Below are 17,987 nucleotides of genomic sequence, written 5' to 3'. Positions count from 1 at the left end.
AAAACTTATACAAAGTCAACTTCAACAATGGGTAGCAGCCTTGCCCAATTATATCAAGGCTTATTTGCCGATTTCAGTCTGCGAAGTTTGAGTAAATGATTAATGAAATAATGAAATTGATAATAACCAATAGACCTGCGGCTATGCTCCAATCGGTGCTAATGACAGCGGCTATAGGAGAAAGTACAGTAAAAGGAAGCTTGGCCATCATTAATGGGACCAATCCTGAAATTGTTGCAAAATAAGATATTATTGTCGTTACAATGGGTGTTATGATAAAAGGTATAATTAAAATCGGGTTCATGACAATTGGGGCACCGAAAATAATTGGTTCGTTTATATTGAACAACCCAGGTATAACGGATAATCTCCCCAGATCTTTTAAAAATTTCGCTTTAGAGAACATAAATAAGATAGCAAGAGCTAATGTCGACCCTGCTCCGCCGATCCAAACAAACCATTGGAGGAACTGTTCAGTAAATAAATTAGGCAACTGATGGGCATTTCCTGAAAATGCAAATTTATCCATATTTGCCAAAATAGCAGTATCCCACATTGGCCGAATCAAAGGATCTAAAATCGCCGGACCATGAATGCCAAATGACCAAAAGAAAACGATAAAAAAGACAGTTAAAAGGCCGCCGATTAAACTGTTACCTACTAATATGGATTGCAAAGGAGATATTATTGTTGTAATAATCGTGTTCAAATCAAATCCTAACCCATATCTGATTCCCCAAAACAGCAAAGCAACGACAACCGTCGGTATGAGAGCAGTAAATGAATTCGCCACAGCAGGCGGTACACTTTCTGGCAATTTAATTGAAATGTTCCGTTTGATTAGAAAATGATAGATCTCTACCGCTATAAGGGATGTCACGATCGCTCCAAATAAAGAAGCAGCACCAAGATCACCAATTGATATATAGCGTCCCGCATCAATCACACCTTTCACTGGCTGATCGATTTTTATCGGAACAACAGTAGAAATCAAAAACGCCAGCACTGATAAAAAACCAGCATTCAATTGACTTAAATTATAAGAAGCGGCAAGAGAGGCGCCAACACCGAATGAGGCATATAACGCCATTAATCCTACCGTAAATCGAAAGGGTACGTCTAAAATATCGCGAAAAGGAGCGATCCAATCATTGTATCCCTCTATAGGAAGGTTCAAAAAGATAACGAAAAATGAGCCTACAATTGTCAGGGGCAATGTCGAAAGGACACCATTACGTACGGCAAGCAGATGACGCTGTGCCGCAACTTTTTGGGTAACAGGCATCACTTTTCTTTCCATAAAGGCCATAAACCTATTCATGTGATTCATCTCCTATTCAAATCAGGATTATTTTTGGTATCTCCGTGTCACAACCATACTCCTGCTTTCTCATCTGGTAAAACCCTACGGATTTAATGACTTCCGTTTTATCCTAATTATTTTGACACAGCTCTTCAGCATGCTTTAATACTGCTTCACCATTACACATCCCATAATCAACCATATTAATTACCGCAACAGGTACATGATGCACTGAAGCAGCCTCTTGCATCGGAGTTAATAAATATTTAACTTGCGGACCTATTAGTAAAACATCCACATTAGAAAGTTCATTTTTTGCTGTTTCAACGTCAACTGCTTTTATACTATAGTCTTTTCCCTGTTTTTGGGCAGCCTCCTGCATTTTTTTGACAACCATACTCGTTGACATCCCTGCCGCACAACATAATAAAATGTTCATTCAAAATCCTCTCCTTGTCCTTTTTTATAAACTGTTAAAGTTTCTTGTACAAATGAATAAATTCTTCTGCCAATTCTTTTACCGTTATCGCATTCATCAGATGATCCTGTGCATGGACTAAGATCAAACTGATGTCCACATGGTTTTCCCCCGCTTCTTCCTGTAAGAGATTTGTTTGAATGTGATGGGCTGCTGATATTTCTTTTTGAGACAGCTTCAGGCTATTCTCTGCTTCAGCAAAATCACCTTTTCTGGCAAAACCTATAGCTTCTAAAGCCGCGCTTCGGGCATTCCCTCCACTTAAAATAATTTGAAATGCAACCGGCATTTGATCTTCCATAAGCATGTCCTCCTGTTGTGAATGTGAGTGAGTTTAATATTATGATAGATTGTAAACGCATTCACTTAAATATAAAAAACTTCCGTTAAGTAACGGAAGTTTCTAACTGAGAGGATAAAAGCGTTTCCTCAAACGTTTTAATTTTTGTAGTATTAATCAGTCTCTCTACCATCTGTAAATCGTTAATAATATCATATAAGGAATCATAAAGCCTTTGCAGATCCCGATTATTACCCCGTTTCACGCATAGCAGGCATATAAATTGCACTGACTGTTCCCCCCACATAATCGGTTTTTTCAAAGTGCAAAAGGCTAATATCGTTTTGTTGCTTAAGGGTTTAATTGGATGAGGGATAGCTACTAAATTGCCAAATGATGTGGCCGATGCTTTCTCTCTTTTGATTACGGCTTCGTTAAGATCTTCCTTTGTACCATCTAGATCAGAGACTTTTTGGCACAAAAACCTAATGACCTCTTCTCGCGACGCTATCTCTTGTTGAGGAAAAATCAAATCCCTGTCTATATATTTTTTAAGGTGCTCATTGACTTCGTAACCAAGTTTCTTTTGAATGGCTTTAATATCGCTATTGTTAAAAATTGAATGCACCTTAACGACGGGTACTGGTAACGGCATAGTAATATTGACTGTACTAATGACCAGATCAATTTTTTCCTGTAAAATTTTCTCTGCTTGCAATTGATAGAATCCGGTTATTCCAGCAATGATTATCTTATCTTTAAAGGATTCAAGTATTTTATTTTTTATTAATTGAGCACTTCCAAGACCGCTTGCGCAGACCAACAAACAGCGTTTTGGTTTCAACTTTGTTTTTAATCTATCGATTGCTGCACCAAAATGAATAGCAATATATCCAGTCTCATTTTCGCTAATAGGTTTTCCTATATATTGGTCTAAAATTTTTGATGCTTCCACAGCAATTTCTAATGCAAAAGGGTACCTGTTTTTTATATCCTCAAGCAAAGGGTTCCTGATGTTCAAGCCATATTTTATTCTATTGATTTGCGCTTTGATATGAAGCCCCAAGGCAAATAACAATTCTCTGTCATTTTTAAAATTATAGCCCATATTATTATCAACAGCCATTATGATCTCTTCCAAGATGTTATATGTTTGTTCCCCAATAATATCCTTTAAACTTTCCCCCTTTATAGCTGAAGTCACTTTCATTCCCAATAAGTGAATAGCCACGTATAATACTTCCTCTATTGGAAAAGTAAACTTCAGTATCTTTTCTAACCTTTCTAAAATATTATGAGCTATTTTAAATTCATAAGTGTCTTGTACGTCCTGTATGTTAGGACTTAAAGATTGGATATAATGCCTTCCTTTTATCCTTCTTATCGCAATAGCAATATGAATGACTAAATTATCAAATTCCAGATCTGATAAATAAACATTCGTATTTTTAATACACTCTAAAATCGTATCTTTTATAATGTATAAATCCTGTGCCAACAATTTTTTTTCTGCACCATTTTTGTTTTCAAACAAGGGAAAATTAATATCCCTATGAAGCAGGTGCTGGGAAATGCAGGAACGAATTGAAAACTCATTCCCTTTAATATGGATGCCATAATAAGGCCGCTTTTCTATACTTAGGTCATATTCTTTTAGTATAGTTGTTACATCTTTCATAAGTAAATTGATTGTAGCCTTGCTTAAATACAATTCTTCTGCAAGATCATTCAATTTTATAAATTCTCTGCTTGTTAAGAGCCTTTGCAATATAAATGTTAATCGCTCTTCTTGTGTTGTCATTACCTTGTCAGTGTGCAGTTGAAAAAATTTAATGCAAAATTGTTGAAAGTCCTTCTGGTTTTCTATTTTTAAGTTATAACCATTCCCACGTTTGGATTCTATTTTTGCTCCAATTGGTGTTATGTGCTCGTTCAACGCTTTAATATCATTTTGTATGGTTTTTGTTGAAACATTCAGCATCTTTGAAAGAAACGACCGGTTCAACCCCGATGGTGTCTTCAAAAATTCATTCAAGATATCTAATAAACGATGATGTATCATATAAACCCCTCCTTAAATCCCCTTTTATATTAGCACTTTATCCAATTGAAATTGTACTTACAAATAAAGCCAATCCCAAAAAAGATGGGATTGGCCTATTTTATTGATGCGTTTTATCTTCTCTCTCAACTGGCTCTTTTCCTCAGGAATTGATAAGCGATAACAAGGATGAGGAACCAAACTGGTGTAACGAAAAGCGCGACACGGGTGTCGGCGGCAAAACCTAAGATAACAATGACGACTGCGAAGAAGACAAGGACAATCCAGTTGATAGCAGGTGCTAACGGCATTCTGAATGGATTCTTTTTTGCCTCCTCAGGCATCGTTTTGCGGAACCTGATATGTGAATATAATATGACGCCCCAAACCCAGATAAAGCATATAGTCGCGATGCTTGTAACCAAAGTAAATACTTCGTCAGGTAAAAGGTAATTGAGCAATACACCAACAAGCAGGACAAGTGTTGAGAAAATAAGCGCCGGCGCCGGGACGTTGCGGCTGTTCAGCCTTTTCATCCGCTTAGGTGCCTTACCTTCGTTTGCAAGCGTGTATGTCATACGGCTTGTGCTGAAAATACCGCTGTTACAAGATGAAGCCGCCGCTGTTAAGACAACAAAATTAATGATGCCCGCAGCAACCGGAATACCAATTAACGCAAACACTTTGACAAACGGACTTTCAGCAGGGTTGATCCCGTTCCACGGATAAATGGACATAATGACAAGCAGTGCGCCAATATAAAAAACCAAAATACGGATGGGAATATTATTAATCGCTTTTGGAATCGTTTTATCGGGATCAACAGTCTCCCCCGCCGTAACTCCGACAAGTTCAATACCGACAAACGAAAAGACGGCCATTTGGAACGAGAGGAGGAAACCGGACATCCCATTTGGAAAAAAGCCTCCGTATGTCCAAAGGTTAGAAAAGGATGCTTCTGTGCCATTTCCTTTAAAACCCATGATGATTAGAACAATACCGATAATGATCAATGCGATTATTGTGATAATTTTAATGAGCGCAAACCAGAATTCAATTTCTCCAAATGCCTTAACTGTCGCCATATTAATGAGAAATAAAATAAGCACACAAGCAAGCGCTGGAATCCATTGCGGGACATCTGGCAGCCAGTACTTCACATAGACACCGACGGCTGTAATTTCAGCAATCCCTGTCGCAATCCAGCAAAACCAGTACGTCCAGCCTGTAATAAAACCAGCCCATGGGCCAATAAATGTCTCAGCGAATTCAGCAAATGATCCCGTTGATGATTTATACAGCAATAATTCCCCTAGCGCTCTCATCATGAAAAAGAGCGCGACCCCAATGATCAAGTACACAAGCATAATCGATGGTCCAGCCAGGTGAATTGATTTCCCCGCACCTAGAAATAGTCCAGTGCCAATCGCCCCGCCAATCGCAATCAATTGAATGTGGCGATTTTTCAGTCCTCTCTCGAGCGACTTCTCTTCCGTAGTTTCTCTCAATGCATCCATCTCCCTCTGTAACGAAAACGCTATCAATTCGTTTCATTCATCTATTCAGCCTTTAGTTATTAAAAGGCGTAAAGAATCACGAATATTTTAATTGTAATACAAGTTTCGACATTTTTGAACACCTTTTATGGGATTTTCCTCAAGTAAAGTGGCAATCACAAAAATACCATCCTTTTTCTATAAGAAAAAGGATGGCTAGTTTTTTGTCTATTTTTAAATCAATTTGTCATTTCTTTATGACCCTGATTATGATCCCCTTTTATTTTCTGCGAATGGATCATTCCTGCTAACAAGCCGATAATCGCGAGTCCGACACCCCAGAAAATTTCGTTAATAGACGTAACATGGTAGATAACCATTAGCTTTCCGCCGATCGCTCCAATAAAGCCTAATACACTGCTGTACAGGCCAGATCGTGGATTTAATCGGCTGAAAAGGAACCCGGCCACGATCGGAATGAATAAAGTTGAACCGATGATGCCCCATGCATATGAAGCAAAGGTGGCAATGGCTGGAAGCGGTTTGAAAGACATGATAAAGGCTACCACAATACACAGGATTCCGAAAATTAATGTGGCGATTCGGGACATGTTAAGCTCGCCTTTATCCGTTAATTCGCGATTGAAAAGATTTTTATGAATATCTCTTGCCCAATAGACACCGACAACGTTTAAGATCGAGTCAATGGTAGAAAGAATAGCCGCCATTAACGTGACCATGACCACGACACCGATTGCCGAAGGAAGCACATTTTTCGCTAAAAATGGGAAGGCATCATTTCCCAGATGGCCCGGTGCTAAATAGTGAGCGCCGATCCCAATAATAACGATGGATGAATAAATAAAGACCGCAAATAATGAACCGAAGCCAATCATTTTGCTCGCCACTTTTTTCGTTTTACTGGCGAAAATTCGATTTAGATAATATGGTTCGGAGGCTACCCCTAAGCCCCAAACTAGAATCCAAGCAAAAATTTGCATCCCTGATTTGGTATCGCCCTGAAATACTGTGTCAAACGGGTGTGAGAAAAAGACATGTGACGGTACCTTAATAAAAATCACAATAATTGTAAGCAGCATTCCTACTGTCATAATCACTGTTTGCAGTGTGTCGGTCCGGGCAACCGCTGTCAACCCTCCCATCACGGTATAAATGAGAAAGACAATGCCTATGACCATGATCGCCCATGACTTAGGTATGCCAACAATCGTTTCAACCACAACACCGGCTGCAAACAATTGTGTAATGAGCGTGACGGAATAAGCAATGATAATAGCTAAAGCGGAGAATGCCCGCAGTTTTCTAGATTTATAACGCTGAAATAGCATCTCTGGAACTGTTTGGGCGCCGGATTCATGGACTTTCTTCGCGAGCAATACGAGGCAAATCAAGCCGAATTCCACCCCTAAGCCTAAGAAAACAAGGTATGACCAGCCAAAATTCGAGGCATAGCCGACCCCGCCAATGATAGAGACTGCCGAAACAAAAGCGCCTCCAAAAGAACCCCATGCCAAGAAGACCCCAAGATTACGGCCGGCGACGGCATAATCCTCCGTGGCTTTTACACGGCGGTTAGCCCATACACCAACACCCATTATTATAAGGAATTCTAAGATTAAAATGCTCAAATATACATAGTTGATCTGCATGGCTATACCCTCCCTTTTTCAAACATCACGATTTATCTCTTCTAACCAACACACTATTAAGAATCAGCGGAATGAAACCAACAGCAACAAATAGAATCGCAACACCAACTGCTGAAGTCAATGATCTTTCCTCCCTTCAAAAATGGGCTTATTCGATGGCTTCCGGTAATTTTTCTACTGTATAACGATGTTTAATGGTTCTTTCTAACACAGGATCTTTTAGCAAAAACTCATAATTTGTTGCAAAAGCGACTTCACTATTAACAATTTTCACAGTCCCGGAGAAAAAGAGATGGCCGTCTTGATCCACCTTCTTCTCATCGAAAGTGTTTCGCCATTCTTCCGGTGCCATAAGATCCGCAAATGTGCCTTGTTGGTATAATTCTTTCTTTCCATCGACTTCCACCCAGCACTCCAATTCCAAATCGTTCCAATGATCTTTGACATCTTCAAAACGCCATACATCACCCGCGATTACATTAGGCGAGGCTTGTTTTGCCATTGGCACATTAAAGGTTTCCAGCCTTCTGTCTGTATGGTCGCTGCCTATTGTGACATATAGACCGCCGCCCCACCACACAAGGACATATTCGACTTCGGCGCTTGTTTCATCGTGCTGAACCTGAATGCCATCCGATTGAAGCGCTAGATAGTTTGATACAGGGTAAAGTGTTGGTGTAATATCCGGTGCCGGAACACCCAGCTCCGCCAGTTCATCAATATGTTTTTTGACACTTTCCTGGTCACTGCCGGCATAACCCGCATTGAACACTTTTTTGATATCGACTGCTATTGTTTCATCTGTTCCTTGTACGTAGAATGATAGTTTGTGTGTCATGTCGACCTCCAATAATATTGTTTAATAGAAATCTGGTTTTCTGCTGGAAAAGACCGGGACTTGTTTTCGCATTTTGTCTACTAAATCAATGGAAAGCTCTGTCACAAGCGTTTCTTCCTGTGTTTGACTTCCTAAGATGAGCGTTTTGCCCCCTGGGTCAACAACCATTGATGACCCTCCAAAACTATCATCATTGTAGCTGCCGATCCGGTTGCTTGATACAACAAACATTTGATTTTCAATCGCGCGGGCAACCTGCAATGCTTTCCAATGATCGATCCTTGGCGTCGGCCATTCCGCGACAATGTGCAGCACTTGAACACCTTCAAGTGCGAGCTGTCTTGCCAGCTCAGGGAAGCGCAAATCGTAACAAATAATAAGACCCATTTTCACGCCATCTAAAGTAAAGGTTTTCACCTTTTCTTTGCCGCCTGTTAGATAAGCGGGTTCATCCAGCATAGGGACGAGATGGATTTTGTCATATTGATGGATTAGTTCCCCGGCCCGGTTAATGACGATTGCTGTATTGTAAATGCCATCAGCCTTCTTATTTGCTACTGAGCCGCCAATGATATTCACATTATACTTTTGAGCGAGTTCTTTAAGGAACGATATCGTCGGCTCACCCGCGATATCAGCATTAGTCTCTAATTCCGGCAAGGTATAAGCCGTCGTCCACATTTCCGGCAAAACGACGACATCAGGCTGTTCACGGTTTGCAACATCATCCAGCCACGTCGCCACCTTTTTCCTATTTTCCTCCGGCCTGCCTGCAATAATGTCCATTTGATAAATCGCATATTTCATATCCAGCATCCTCCTACTCTCCTTTATGATTGATAGTCCATAATGATTTTTCGGTTTCATCCAAGTGACGAATCAACTTTTCTTTTGCCAAAGCGGCATCACGCTTTTCGATGGCCTCAACAATGTCCCGATGTTCAATAATGACCTCTTCCATTCTTCCTCCTTTCAATAAGGCTTTATGTCCAATTAATCTAGTTAGATTATGAAGCCTGACGAATATTTCCTCGATCAGCTCATAATTCGTAAAACTAAAAATTCGGTTATGAAACTTTTGGTCTAAATGAATGAATGTTATTTTATCTTTGTCTATAAGCGCCTGTTTTTGCAGCTTTATTAATTCATTTAGCTCATCCACCTGCTCATCCGCAACCGCTTTCATAAATTTGTTTAAAACTTCGGTTTCAATCGCTTTTCTTAACAAAAAGACTTGCTCAATTTCGATTTTGGTGAAGTCCTTTATTTTCATACCCTTTCTCGGCACAGCGACCAAAAGGTTATCATGAATCAAATCTTTGACCGCTTCCCTGACAGGGGTTCTGGAAATATCAAGAACAGTAGCCAGCTCAACTTCTGTGTAATATCTCCCAGAAGTTAATCTTCCAGTTAAGATCGCTTCTTTTAACTGTTTGTAAGCTGCTTGATAAGTGGTTTCCTTTTTTATCGCACCTAAATTAATCGTGTCCATGAAAAACCCCTCTATCATATTTAATGTTTAGTGTATACATAACACATTATACTAAGGTGGCCCAATTGTCAAATAAGTAAGACGAATGATTGACAAAGAAAAAGCCTGACATAAGTCAGGCAAATATTATGTGTATGACAAGACATAACAATATAAAGTAGCATCGGACGGATGCCTCACAAGGTCAATAGCTGTCCACCCATTTTTAAAGTAGTGGGAAAAGACTTGGCGGGTATTTTTTCGCCATTCCAATGCAAGATCCAAACGACCCTTCTTTAATTTCTGAAAGTTGCTTGGAACAGGTACAAGGAGCGATCCCGTTTCCCGGGACTTTGTTAAATCAATGTCGATAGGCTCAGGATACCCGTCGATATGAGCAGTTTTAATTACCGAAAAGTCCTCGTTTATTCGGTGCTCATCATTATTTTTCCTTGTTTTCCGGTCATCCCTCGTCCGCCACTCCACTAAAAATCGGTCCGACGGCATGCCTTGATTTAAACCATCGTCCATTTCACCGTAACAGTTTTCAATATACGTCGAACATACAGCACCTAGTTTGTGTAAATTTAAATGTCCGTTCACCGTTTCCAGCGGATCATATGTCCAAACAATGAGATCATAGCCTTTTTTTATCGCTTCCTCTTTTTGCCGTCGTTTTAGCTTCTCACCTATTCCCAATTTTCGAAACTCGGGGTGAATGCCCAAAATGGGCGAGCATAAGTAGACATTATTCCCGTCAAACCCTGGGAAACTATATTGAAAACCTATGAGTTGTTTATCCTCTGCAAAGGCGCCAATAACCAAGCCGCCATTTTTAACGGCAGTCAGCGTTTGATGGCTTGGCGTTGATTCTGAACGACTCCAAATGATAGATTCCAACTCCCTTACTTTATCAAGCTCTTCGACAGAATCAAGACAACGAGTAATGATTGTATCTTTGTGGCTCATTTACAATACCTCCCTTTAATGATCTTCTTGTTCAAACGTACAATCTTCCAATCGGACGACTCTAGTTTTCTTAATGATTTTATACCCGAACCACAATAGGAGAAAAAGCGGCAGCCCAATATATGAAGCAATGATGTTACCCCAATCAATCTCATTGCCTAAGAACGCCTGATAGTTTTGTCCTAATATAGCAACCATGCACAAGACAAAGGCGAGAATCGGCCCAAGGGGAAACCATTTTGCTTTATAAGGCAATTCTTTAAGATCCTTGCCTTGTGCCACATAAGCTCTGCGGAAGCGGTAGTGACTAACAGCAATACCAAGCCAAGCGATAAATCCTGTCAAACTGCAAGCATTCAATAACCAGAAATAAACGGTCCCATCTCCAAAAATGGAAGTCAAGAAGGCGAGCATGCCGACGATGGTTGTAACATAAAGGGCGTTTATCGGTACTCCTCTAGAATTCACTTTTCTTAAAAAACGAGGTGCCGTGCCTTCCTTTGCCATCGTCCATAATAGCCGTGAACAAGCGTAAATTGACGAATTGGCGGTAGAGAGAACTGCAGTAAGTACAACGGCATTCATGACAGATGCAGCAAAAGCGAGTCCCGCCCTTTTAAATACAAGCGTAAACGGACTTACCGACACGCTATCGGCATTTAAGAGTCTTGGATCATCATAAGGAATAAGAAAACTAATAACAATGATTGACAGTATGAAGAATAACAAGATTCTCCAAAAAATTTGTTTCACTGCTTTAGGCACATTCTTGGCAGGATTTTCACTTTCACCTGCTGAAATGCCGACTATTTCGGTCCCTTGAAAAGAAAATCCAACAATCATAAATACCCCTATGATTGCCATAAACCCGCCTTTAAAAGGCGCTTCACCCATCGTAAAATTCTTAAATCCGACAGCTTCTCCTCCCATAATTCCTAAAATCATCAGGAACCCAGTGACTAAGAATATAATAATTGTTGCAACTTTTATAATAGAAAACCAGTATTCCGCCTCACCATAACCCCTAACGGATAAAATATTTAATAAAAAGAGCAGAACGAGAAATAGTGAACTCCAAAAAATAGAGGGGACAGAAGGAAGCCAAAATTTCATGATTAATCCTGCAGCTGATAATTCGAGGGCGACGATCATCGCCGAGTAATACCAATAATTCCAGCCCTGAGAAAAACCGAACGCCTTGTCAACAAACTTAGTGCCGTAAGTGCTAAAGGAGCCGGCAACAGGGATGACCGATGCCATCTCTCCCAGACTCGTCATGAGAAAGTAAACCATGATGCCGCTAATGATATAGGCAACTAATGCCCCTCCTGGGCCAGCATCACTAATCGTAGCACCGCTTGCCAAAAATAATCCTGTTCCAATTGTGCCGCCAATGGCGATCATTGTAAGATGCCGCGCCTTAAGCCTTCGCTTCAATTGATTCCGAGACACATTCGAATCCGTTTTGGTTTGTAATGGTGTATTGCTCATAAAACACCTCTTCTCCAAAATTTTTGGTGCACATTGAAGCTTGTTACTGCCCTTATAGCCAACACATGATTGCTACACGTATGTGTTAAAAGTTTCAATCACCGCACGGGTCAAGATTTCAACGCCATCAAGCAACGCGTCCCGATTGAAGCTCATTTGCGGATGGTGCAAACCCGGCTGCAGGTCACAGCCTAATCCCAGCATCGTCGCTTTAACATCTGGTCTTTCCTTTGTGTAAAAATGAAAATCTTCAGCTCCAGGCGTCACAATCGGGGCGGTGAGCTGTCCTTCCCCCAATGCTTTCGTAACCGCATTAGCCATCATCTGCCGGGCTTCGGCATTTACAACAGCGGCATACACCCTTTCCTGATGTTCAAAACTGATATCGACCCCATATAGAGCTGCGACTTGGTTTAATATCGCCTCCACTTTCATTATCAACTTGTCCATCGCTTCATTCGTTTGGGCACGTAAATCTAAGTGAAATTGGCCTGAACCAGGTATAATGTTTTTCGTTTTACCTCCTGCATTGATCTGAGTCATTTTCACAGAGTAAGGGATAAGCGGATCCAACCGTATGCCTTTTATTAGGTCAAGGATTATAGCCATGACTTCAATGGCATTGGGTCCTAAATGAGGGCGCGCGCCATGGACATCGAATCCTTTAATTCTTCCCGATATCGTCTCTGCTGCCCCATGGATAATGGCGGGTGATGCATGCCCAGCGGAAAGTTCTTGGATCGGACGCAAATGGACGCCATAAAGGAAATCAACGTCATCAATGATGCCTTTTTCAATCATTTTTAAGGCCCCTTCACCAACCTCTTCCGCCGGTTGAAAAATGAATTTGAGCCGTCCGGGTAATTGGATACCCTCCTCCTTTAATAGAAGGAGGACACCTAATATCATTGTCATATGGGCATCGTGACCGCAGGAATGGTTGGCCTGAAATGCATCATTGACTTCTTGCCAAAGCGCATCCATATCAGCGCGAACACCAATTGCGGGAGAATCGGCATCCCCATTACCCCATTCCCCAACGACCCCTGTACAATCTTGGAAAGTGGTGACCCGGCACCCGTTTTTCCGTAAAACGTCCGCAATGTAATCAGTCGTATGCTTCTCTTTCCAACTCACTTCAGGATATTGATGCAAGTAATCAAATTGTTCATAAATAAGCGGCTTTAACTTTTCCAATGTTTTTTTCATAAAAAAGATTCCTTCGTATTCAAGTGAACGACATCTTTTTTGACAGTTAATGCTTTCAGCGTATCCTCTCTCACGTTAATACCCAACCCAGACTTTTCGTTCAAACGGACGAAAGGAATATCAAAGCTCAAGTCTCCTATGTCTTCGCTGAATAAAAGCGGCCCCGTTAATTCTGTGCTCGTTATATTTTTTCTTGCAATTGCTGTATGATAACCTGCTGCTGAACCGATGGATGATTCGACCATCGATCCGATTTGGCACGTGATCCCCGCGTATTCCGCTGTTTTTGCCAAATGAACGGCGGGATAGATTCCCCCGCATTTCATTAATTTAATGTTGATTTTATCAGCGGCATTCTTCTTAATGATTTCAGTTAGGTGAAGCCCGTGATGAATCGTTTCATCAGCCATGATCGGAATGATCGATTTCTTTTTCAGTTCGGCGAGACCGTCGATATCACCCATTTTGATCGGTTGTTCTATCCACGAAATGTGAAGAGAACCCAGCTGTTGGATCGCTTGGATAGCAGTAGAATAGTTCTCCCATCCCTGGTTGACATCGACCCGAATCGGCATGTTATCCCCTACTGCCTGCCGAACACTTTTTATCCGCTCAATATCTTTTAATAGGTTCGAACCTACCTTTAATTTCAAAGATTGATAGCCGACAGCTGCCGCCTGTCTCGCTTTCTCCGCCATTATTTCCGGCTCTTCAATACTTAACACTTTTGCATAAGTAAGTTCTTCATGAAACTTGCCGCCGATTAAATTGTACACGGGTTGATTTCCGTATTTCCCCATCAAATCGTAGCATGCGATGTCTACTGCGGCTTTGGCGGCAGGATTGGCGATGATGCGGTCGTCCATTACCTGATGGATTTTTTCAATTGCAAATGGATTCTCCCCCATAACGGCAGGGAGCAATTGATGTTTTAACACCTCAAAGGTGCTATAGAACGTTTCCCCTGTGACATGTTCATCCGGAACACCCTCACCGTATCCGACCAAGCCATCATCCGTCTCCAGTCTCACTATGAGCGAAGGCATATAATCATAAGTCCCGTACGAAATAATAAAAGGTGATTTCAAGCGCAAATGAATGCCAATAATTTCTGCTTTTGTAATTATCAAAAGGACCCCTCCTTAAATTGATGTAAAACTGATAACGACGTTAAAGTTATTATGTCGTTACACTGTCGTTAATTGGTTGATTTTATAATAGACTGCAAATTCATAAAAGTCAAGATGGGAAACTAAAAAGAAATATATTTTTTAAGTTTCCCAGTCGCGGTATAAAGGGCTCGCGGCCGCCCTTGATCATAAGGCTGTTCTTCACCCGCGATGTTCAGAAAGTCTTGTTCAAGAAACCTTTTGATCAGCCGCTCCGCTGAACGCCTGCTTATTTCAAAGTAATCAGCCAACTCTTGAGCAGAAAATGACCTGAATTGATTGGTTCCGATAAAATCAATAAAACGGTTCAATTTTTTTGTATTCATTTTAAGCTGCTCTGCTAACATTTGAATCTCTTGATCTTCGTTTTTTAATGCATATTGTTTTTCATTTTCGAATAGCGGTCCGATTAGCTTTTTGTTCTCATCCAAAAGAAAAATCGTTGTTTTTTTCGTTGAAAACTTTTCCGTAAAATATAATGCTTGAGTGGCATGGTTTTCCGCACTATTCATCGTCAGCCCGAACCCGATGCCAATTTGCAAAGGGAATTTAACTTTTTCCTCTAGTTCTTGGATGAGTTGTAAATTCCGGTCTTTTTGCGCCGATTCTAATGACCCGCGATTCGTATAAATCAGGAACGGCTGGTAATGATCCATCGACACCCTTGCGTTCAATCGTTTGCCAATTTCGTGTAATTGCTGCAACAATTGCAGGCGAAAAACTTGGCTATCCTGCGAGGAAGGGTAATCCGATATTTTAATCGATATGACTGCGATTTGTGATGCTTTCGCTTTATTTAACTTTGCCAACGTAACGGCTTTTTCCAAACCGTCCTTTAACGATTGTTCCGGTTGAATCATATAAGTTGATGGGACAGCTAATTTTTGCAATTCCTCATAAACGGCATGAATGCTTGTTAAAGCATAAGCTGTCTTCTTCTCCCTATACAGCTCAGTGTGAAAGCGAACAAACCGGGCAATATCCAAATGTGTTATGTCTTCCTCCATCTTATAAATCCAGGGATAGTCTGTTACATGGACAGGCCGATCGTTAATCTGCGCCTCGGATAACACGTGATCCAAAAGAACGTGATTTGGTAAATCAATCGACACCGCTGCTAACGGCAATTTTTCACGGTAGGAAATGGAGAAAAGCGACAATGAAACCATAAGTTCACTGAAAGGTATAAAAGCCGCCTTCAGTTTGTATTCCGTTCTTTTTTGTTGTCCGTAATAAAAGGGAATAGCTCCGGAAAAAAGTAAAAAATCCACCTCTCCCCCGGCTTTTTCAATCAAGTGATCAATTTTCCTTGGGGATTCATACATATAGGAGACAAATGTCACTTCAGGAAATAAAGCATAATGTATCGAAACCGCGTCAATAAACAGCTTCGAACCTAATACACCAATACGAATCAACTTCAACACCTCACAATAACGAACTTCCGGGCGATTCAAAACAAACAAGCCTATAGAGCTTTAAGCATTCGGCAATTCAGGAAGGCTGTTAATAATATCTTTCATTGTAAAAGCAACACAAGGTAACCGCTCTGAATGGATCACTTTGTCCCCGTCATACACTTCTTCAAGCTCATAACTGTCGCTATTTAAAATGTACTGTTCCAAAATTCGATTAATAGGATCAACAATCCAATACTCTGGTATACCGTATCGCGCATAGCTTTTGACTTTGCTTCCTCTGTCCCGTTTGACGGAGGATGTGGATAAAACTTCCACAACTAAGTCCGGGGGGCCTTCAATGCCGCGATGTGTGATGAATTCCGCGCGTCTCTTATGAATCATAACAATATCAGGCTGCCTAATGTCAGTATCTGATAAAATAACATCAATCGGGGCGTAAAGCAAAATATAGTCTGATCCGCATACCGAATCCAAAGTGCTGCCAATTTCTTTGGCGATCAACTGATGTTTGGGACTTGGAGCAGGCGCCATTAATTCTAATCTGCCATTCACCAGTTCATACCTTTGGCCGTCGTCAGGCACCGCGGCGTAATCATCATATGTTAAAGGCTGTTCCCGCACACCTTGTGATGGCTTTTGCTTTTTGGAATTCATAACCGCCCTCCTTGCCATTTTATATTATCAGTATTATATCAAAGTTTTCACGCCTTTCACAAAACACCTTGACATTTAAAACAAACAAATGTAGGGTAATAATTAATAAATTAATAGATTTCTTATTTTCTTATCAAGAGAGGCGGAGGGACTGGCCCTTTGAAGCCTCAGCAACAGACTGTAAGGTACTGTGCTAATTCCAGAGGCGTTACGCTTGGAGATAAGAAGAGCCATGACCGAATGCGCCATACCCTCTTCTTATTTTAAGAAGGGGGTTTTTAGTCGACATTTACTATTTTACTAAAACGATTTAGCAAATAATTACCTAAAAGAGAGAGGGATACAACCATGTCTATTACATTAACAAAAGCGCCATTTAAAGCCGATCAGGTGGGAAGCCTATTGCGTCCAGAAAATTTGCATCAAGCGAGACTTGAGTTCAAGGAAGGGAAACTGACAGCCGCGCAGTTGCGAGAAGTTGAAACCAAGGAAATCAAACGCATAGTTGACAAACAAATCGAGATCGGATTATCCGCGGTCACGGACGGTGAATTCAGACGGACGTGGTGGCACTTTGACTTTTTAGAGCATTTGAACGGTGTCGAGGGTTATGTTTCTAAAGAAGGACGCCCATTTAAAGGTGTAGCCACTGAGAAGTTTAACGTTCGGAACATTGGAAAAATATCATTTAACCCCGATCATCCATTCATTAAGGATTTTATTGAATTTAATGACATTGTTGCCGGGCGGGCTGTTGCGAAACAAACAATCCCGAGCCCAAATCAACTGTTTCCTATTGGTATTCGCAACAAAGATATTTATCCAGACATTGAAGACTACGCTAATGACATTATTAAAGCGTACCAAGACGCATTGAAGGCATTCTACCAAGCCGGCGTCCGCTATTTGCAATTTGACGATGTCTATATTGCCAGCCTCACATCAACCGAGCAGCCGTATAGTGACGACGATTTTTCTAGACAGGAATTGATTGATTTAGCCTTGCGTGTCGTGAATGGTGTATTAGAAGGGAAACCCGAGGACTTAGTCGTGACAACCCATCTATGCCGGGGAAACTATCAATCAAAATGGGCTTTCCAAGGCGGTTATTCCCATATTGGACCTAGCTTTTTCGCAAAGGAAAAAGTCGATGGCTTCTTCCTTGAATATGATGATGAGCGTTCAGGAAATTTCGAGCCATTAAAATATATTCCGGAAGGCGGCCCGCAAGTCATTCTAGGTGTCGTCACATCCAAAAATGGCGAATTGGAAGACAAGGAAGTCATTAAAGCGCGGATTAAAGAAGCTGCGGGCTATGTGCCGCTCGATCAATTGTGCTTAAGTACCCAATGCGGCTTCTCTTCTACACATCACGGCAATGATTTGACGGAAGAACAACAATGGAACAAATTGAAATTTATTATTGATATTGCAAAAGAAGTTTGGGGATAAATGAAATGATGGGGCAGCCGCTGCAGGCTGCCCTTTTATAAATGT

The 17,987-nt window shown here is 41.0% G+C and carries 16 protein-coding genes and 1 riboswitch; of the genes, 1 reads left to right on the top strand and 15 read right to left on the bottom strand.

Annotated elements, in window-relative coordinates; genetic code table 11:
• Positions 1-73 precede the first annotated feature (73 nt).
• The 15 genes from EV207_RS19655 to EV207_RS19585 all read right to left on the bottom strand — a co-directional run bounded on the left by EV207_RS19655 (position 74) and on the right by EV207_RS19585 (position 16,490).
• Positions 74-1,321, bottom strand: a complete 1,248-nt coding sequence (locus tag EV207_RS19655; RefSeq protein ID WP_132747863.1) for a PTS sugar transporter subunit IIC — start codon at positions 1,319-1,321, stop codon at positions 74-76.
• 112 nt (positions 1,322-1,433) lie between these two features.
• Complete coding sequence (locus tag EV207_RS19650) at positions 1,434-1,742, bottom strand: PTS sugar transporter subunit IIB (protein WP_132747862.1); 309 nt, start codon at positions 1,740-1,742, stop codon at positions 1,434-1,436.
• 34 nt (positions 1,743-1,776) lie between these two features.
• Positions 1,777-2,082, bottom strand: coding sequence for a PTS lactose/cellobiose transporter subunit IIA (locus EV207_RS19645; RefSeq protein WP_132747861.1), 306 nt, complete (start codon positions 2,080-2,082; stop codon positions 1,777-1,779).
• Positions 2,083-2,167: 85 nt separating this feature from the next.
• Positions 2,168-4,123 (bottom strand): BglG family transcription antiterminator, encoded by a 1,956-nt coding sequence (locus EV207_RS19640; RefSeq protein WP_132747860.1) that lies wholly within the window; start codon positions 4,121-4,123, stop codon positions 2,168-2,170.
• Positions 4,124-4,248: 125 nt separating this feature from the next.
• Positions 4,249-5,610: an amino acid permease gene (locus tag EV207_RS19635; protein ID WP_132747859.1), complete on the bottom strand. Its 1,362-nt coding sequence runs from the start codon at positions 5,608-5,610 to the stop codon at positions 4,249-4,251.
• A gap of 227 nt (positions 5,611-5,837) precedes the next feature.
• The gene (locus EV207_RS19630) at positions 5,838-7,268 is read right to left on the bottom strand and encodes a sodium:solute symporter family protein (RefSeq protein ID WP_132747858.1); all 1,431 of its coding nucleotides are present in this window, start codon (positions 7,266-7,268) and stop codon (positions 5,838-5,840) included.
• Between the two features lie 148 nt (positions 7,269-7,416).
• The gene (locus EV207_RS19625; protein WP_132747857.1) at positions 7,417-8,106 is read right to left on the bottom strand and encodes a DUF2848 domain-containing protein; all 690 of its coding nucleotides are present in this window, start codon (positions 8,104-8,106) and stop codon (positions 7,417-7,419) included.
• A 21-nt stretch (positions 8,107-8,127) separates the two neighbouring features.
• On the bottom strand, positions 8,128-8,913 hold the full coding sequence (locus EV207_RS19620) for a carbon-nitrogen family hydrolase (protein WP_132747856.1): 786 nt from the start codon (positions 8,911-8,913) through the stop codon (positions 8,128-8,130).
• Positions 8,914-8,926: 13 nt separating this feature from the next.
• On the bottom strand, positions 8,927-9,598 hold the full coding sequence (locus tag EV207_RS19615; RefSeq protein WP_165887016.1) for a GntR family transcriptional regulator: 672 nt from the start codon (positions 9,596-9,598) through the stop codon (positions 8,927-8,929).
• A 126-nt stretch (positions 9,599-9,724) separates the two neighbouring features.
• A complete protein-coding gene (locus tag EV207_RS19610) occupies positions 9,725-10,546 on the bottom strand; it encodes a GNAT family N-acetyltransferase (protein ID WP_132747854.1) in 822 nt (273 codons plus the stop codon).
• Between the two features lie 15 nt (positions 10,547-10,561).
• Complete coding sequence (locus EV207_RS19605; RefSeq protein WP_132747853.1) at positions 10,562-12,037, bottom strand: amino acid permease; 1,476 nt, start codon at positions 12,035-12,037, stop codon at positions 10,562-10,564.
• Between the two features lie 72 nt (positions 12,038-12,109).
• Positions 12,110-13,246, bottom strand: a complete 1,137-nt coding sequence (locus EV207_RS19600; RefSeq protein ID WP_132747852.1) for a M20 peptidase aminoacylase family protein — start codon at positions 13,244-13,246, stop codon at positions 12,110-12,112.
• Entirely contained in the window at positions 13,243-14,376 is a 1,134-nt protein-coding gene (locus tag EV207_RS19595) for a mandelate racemase/muconate lactonizing enzyme family protein (protein ID WP_132747851.1), read from the bottom strand. The genes EV207_RS19600 and EV207_RS19595 overlap by 4 nt, the downstream gene beginning before the upstream one ends.
• Before the next feature lie 122 nt (positions 14,377-14,498).
• Positions 14,499-15,833, bottom strand: coding sequence for a hypothetical protein (locus EV207_RS19590; protein ID WP_132747850.1), 1,335 nt, complete (start codon positions 15,831-15,833; stop codon positions 14,499-14,501).
• A 60-nt stretch (positions 15,834-15,893) separates the two neighbouring features.
• Positions 15,894-16,490, bottom strand: coding sequence for a Uma2 family endonuclease (locus tag EV207_RS19585; RefSeq protein WP_132747849.1), 597 nt, complete (start codon positions 16,488-16,490; stop codon positions 15,894-15,896).
• A 127-nt stretch (positions 16,491-16,617) separates the two neighbouring features.
• Positions 16,618-16,717: riboswitch (SAM riboswitch) on the top strand.
• 121 nt (positions 16,718-16,838) lie between these two features.
• Between EV207_RS19585 and EV207_RS19580 the strand changes: the two genes are divergently transcribed.
• Positions 16,839-17,942: a 5-methyltetrahydropteroyltriglutamate--homocysteine S-methyltransferase gene (locus EV207_RS19580; protein ID WP_132747848.1), complete on the top strand. Its 1,104-nt coding sequence runs from the start codon at positions 16,839-16,841 to the stop codon at positions 17,940-17,942.
• Positions 17,943-17,987: the final 45 nt, after the last annotated feature.

The sequence above is a fragment of the Scopulibacillus darangshiensis genome (genome assembly GCF_004341035.1).
Lineage (GTDB): Bacteria > Bacillota > Bacilli > Bacillales > Sporolactobacillaceae > Scopulibacillus > Scopulibacillus darangshiensis.
This window is presented reverse-complemented; position numbering and strand designations above follow the sequence as displayed.

Coding starts and splice junctions, on each gene's coding strand:
- EV207_RS19655 (WP_132747863.1), bottom strand. CDS start 1,321: ATGAATAGGTTTATGGCCTTTATGGAAAGAAAAGTGATGCCTGTTACC.
- EV207_RS19650 (WP_132747862.1), bottom strand. CDS start 1,742: ATGAACATTTTATTATGTTGTGCGGCAGGGATGTCAACGAGTATGGTT.
- EV207_RS19645 (WP_132747861.1), bottom strand. CDS start 2,082: ATGGAAGATCAAATGCCGGTTGCATTTCAAATTATTTTAAGTGGAGGG.
- EV207_RS19640 (WP_132747860.1), bottom strand. CDS start 4,123: ATGATACATCATCGTTTATTAGATATCTTGAATGAATTTTTGAAGACA.
- EV207_RS19630 (WP_132747858.1), bottom strand. CDS start 7,268: ATGCAGATCAACTATGTATATTTGAGCATTTTAATCTTAGAATTCCTT.
- EV207_RS19625 (WP_132747857.1), bottom strand. CDS start 8,106: ATGACACACAAACTATCATTCTACGTACAAGGAACAGATGAAACAATA.
- EV207_RS19620 (WP_132747856.1), bottom strand. CDS start 8,913: ATGAAATATGCGATTTATCAAATGGACATTATTGCAGGCAGGCCGGAG.
- EV207_RS19615 (WP_165887016.1), bottom strand. CDS start 9,598: ATGGACACGATTAATTTAGGTGCGATAAAAAAGGAAACCACTTATCAA.
- EV207_RS19610 (WP_132747854.1), bottom strand. CDS start 10,546: ATGAGCCACAAAGATACAATCATTACTCGTTGTCTTGATTCTGTCGAA.
- EV207_RS19605 (WP_132747853.1), bottom strand. CDS start 12,037: ATGAGCAATACACCATTACAAACCAAAACGGATTCGAATGTGTCTCGG.
- EV207_RS19600 (WP_132747852.1), bottom strand. CDS start 13,246: ATGAAAAAAACATTGGAAAAGTTAAAGCCGCTTATTTATGAACAATTT.
- EV207_RS19585 (WP_132747849.1), bottom strand. CDS start 16,490: ATGAATTCCAAAAAGCAAAAGCCATCACAAGGTGTGCGGGAACAGCCT.
- EV207_RS19580 (WP_132747848.1), top strand. CDS start 16,839: ATGTCTATTACATTAACAAAAGCGCCATTTAAAGCCGATCAGGTGGGA.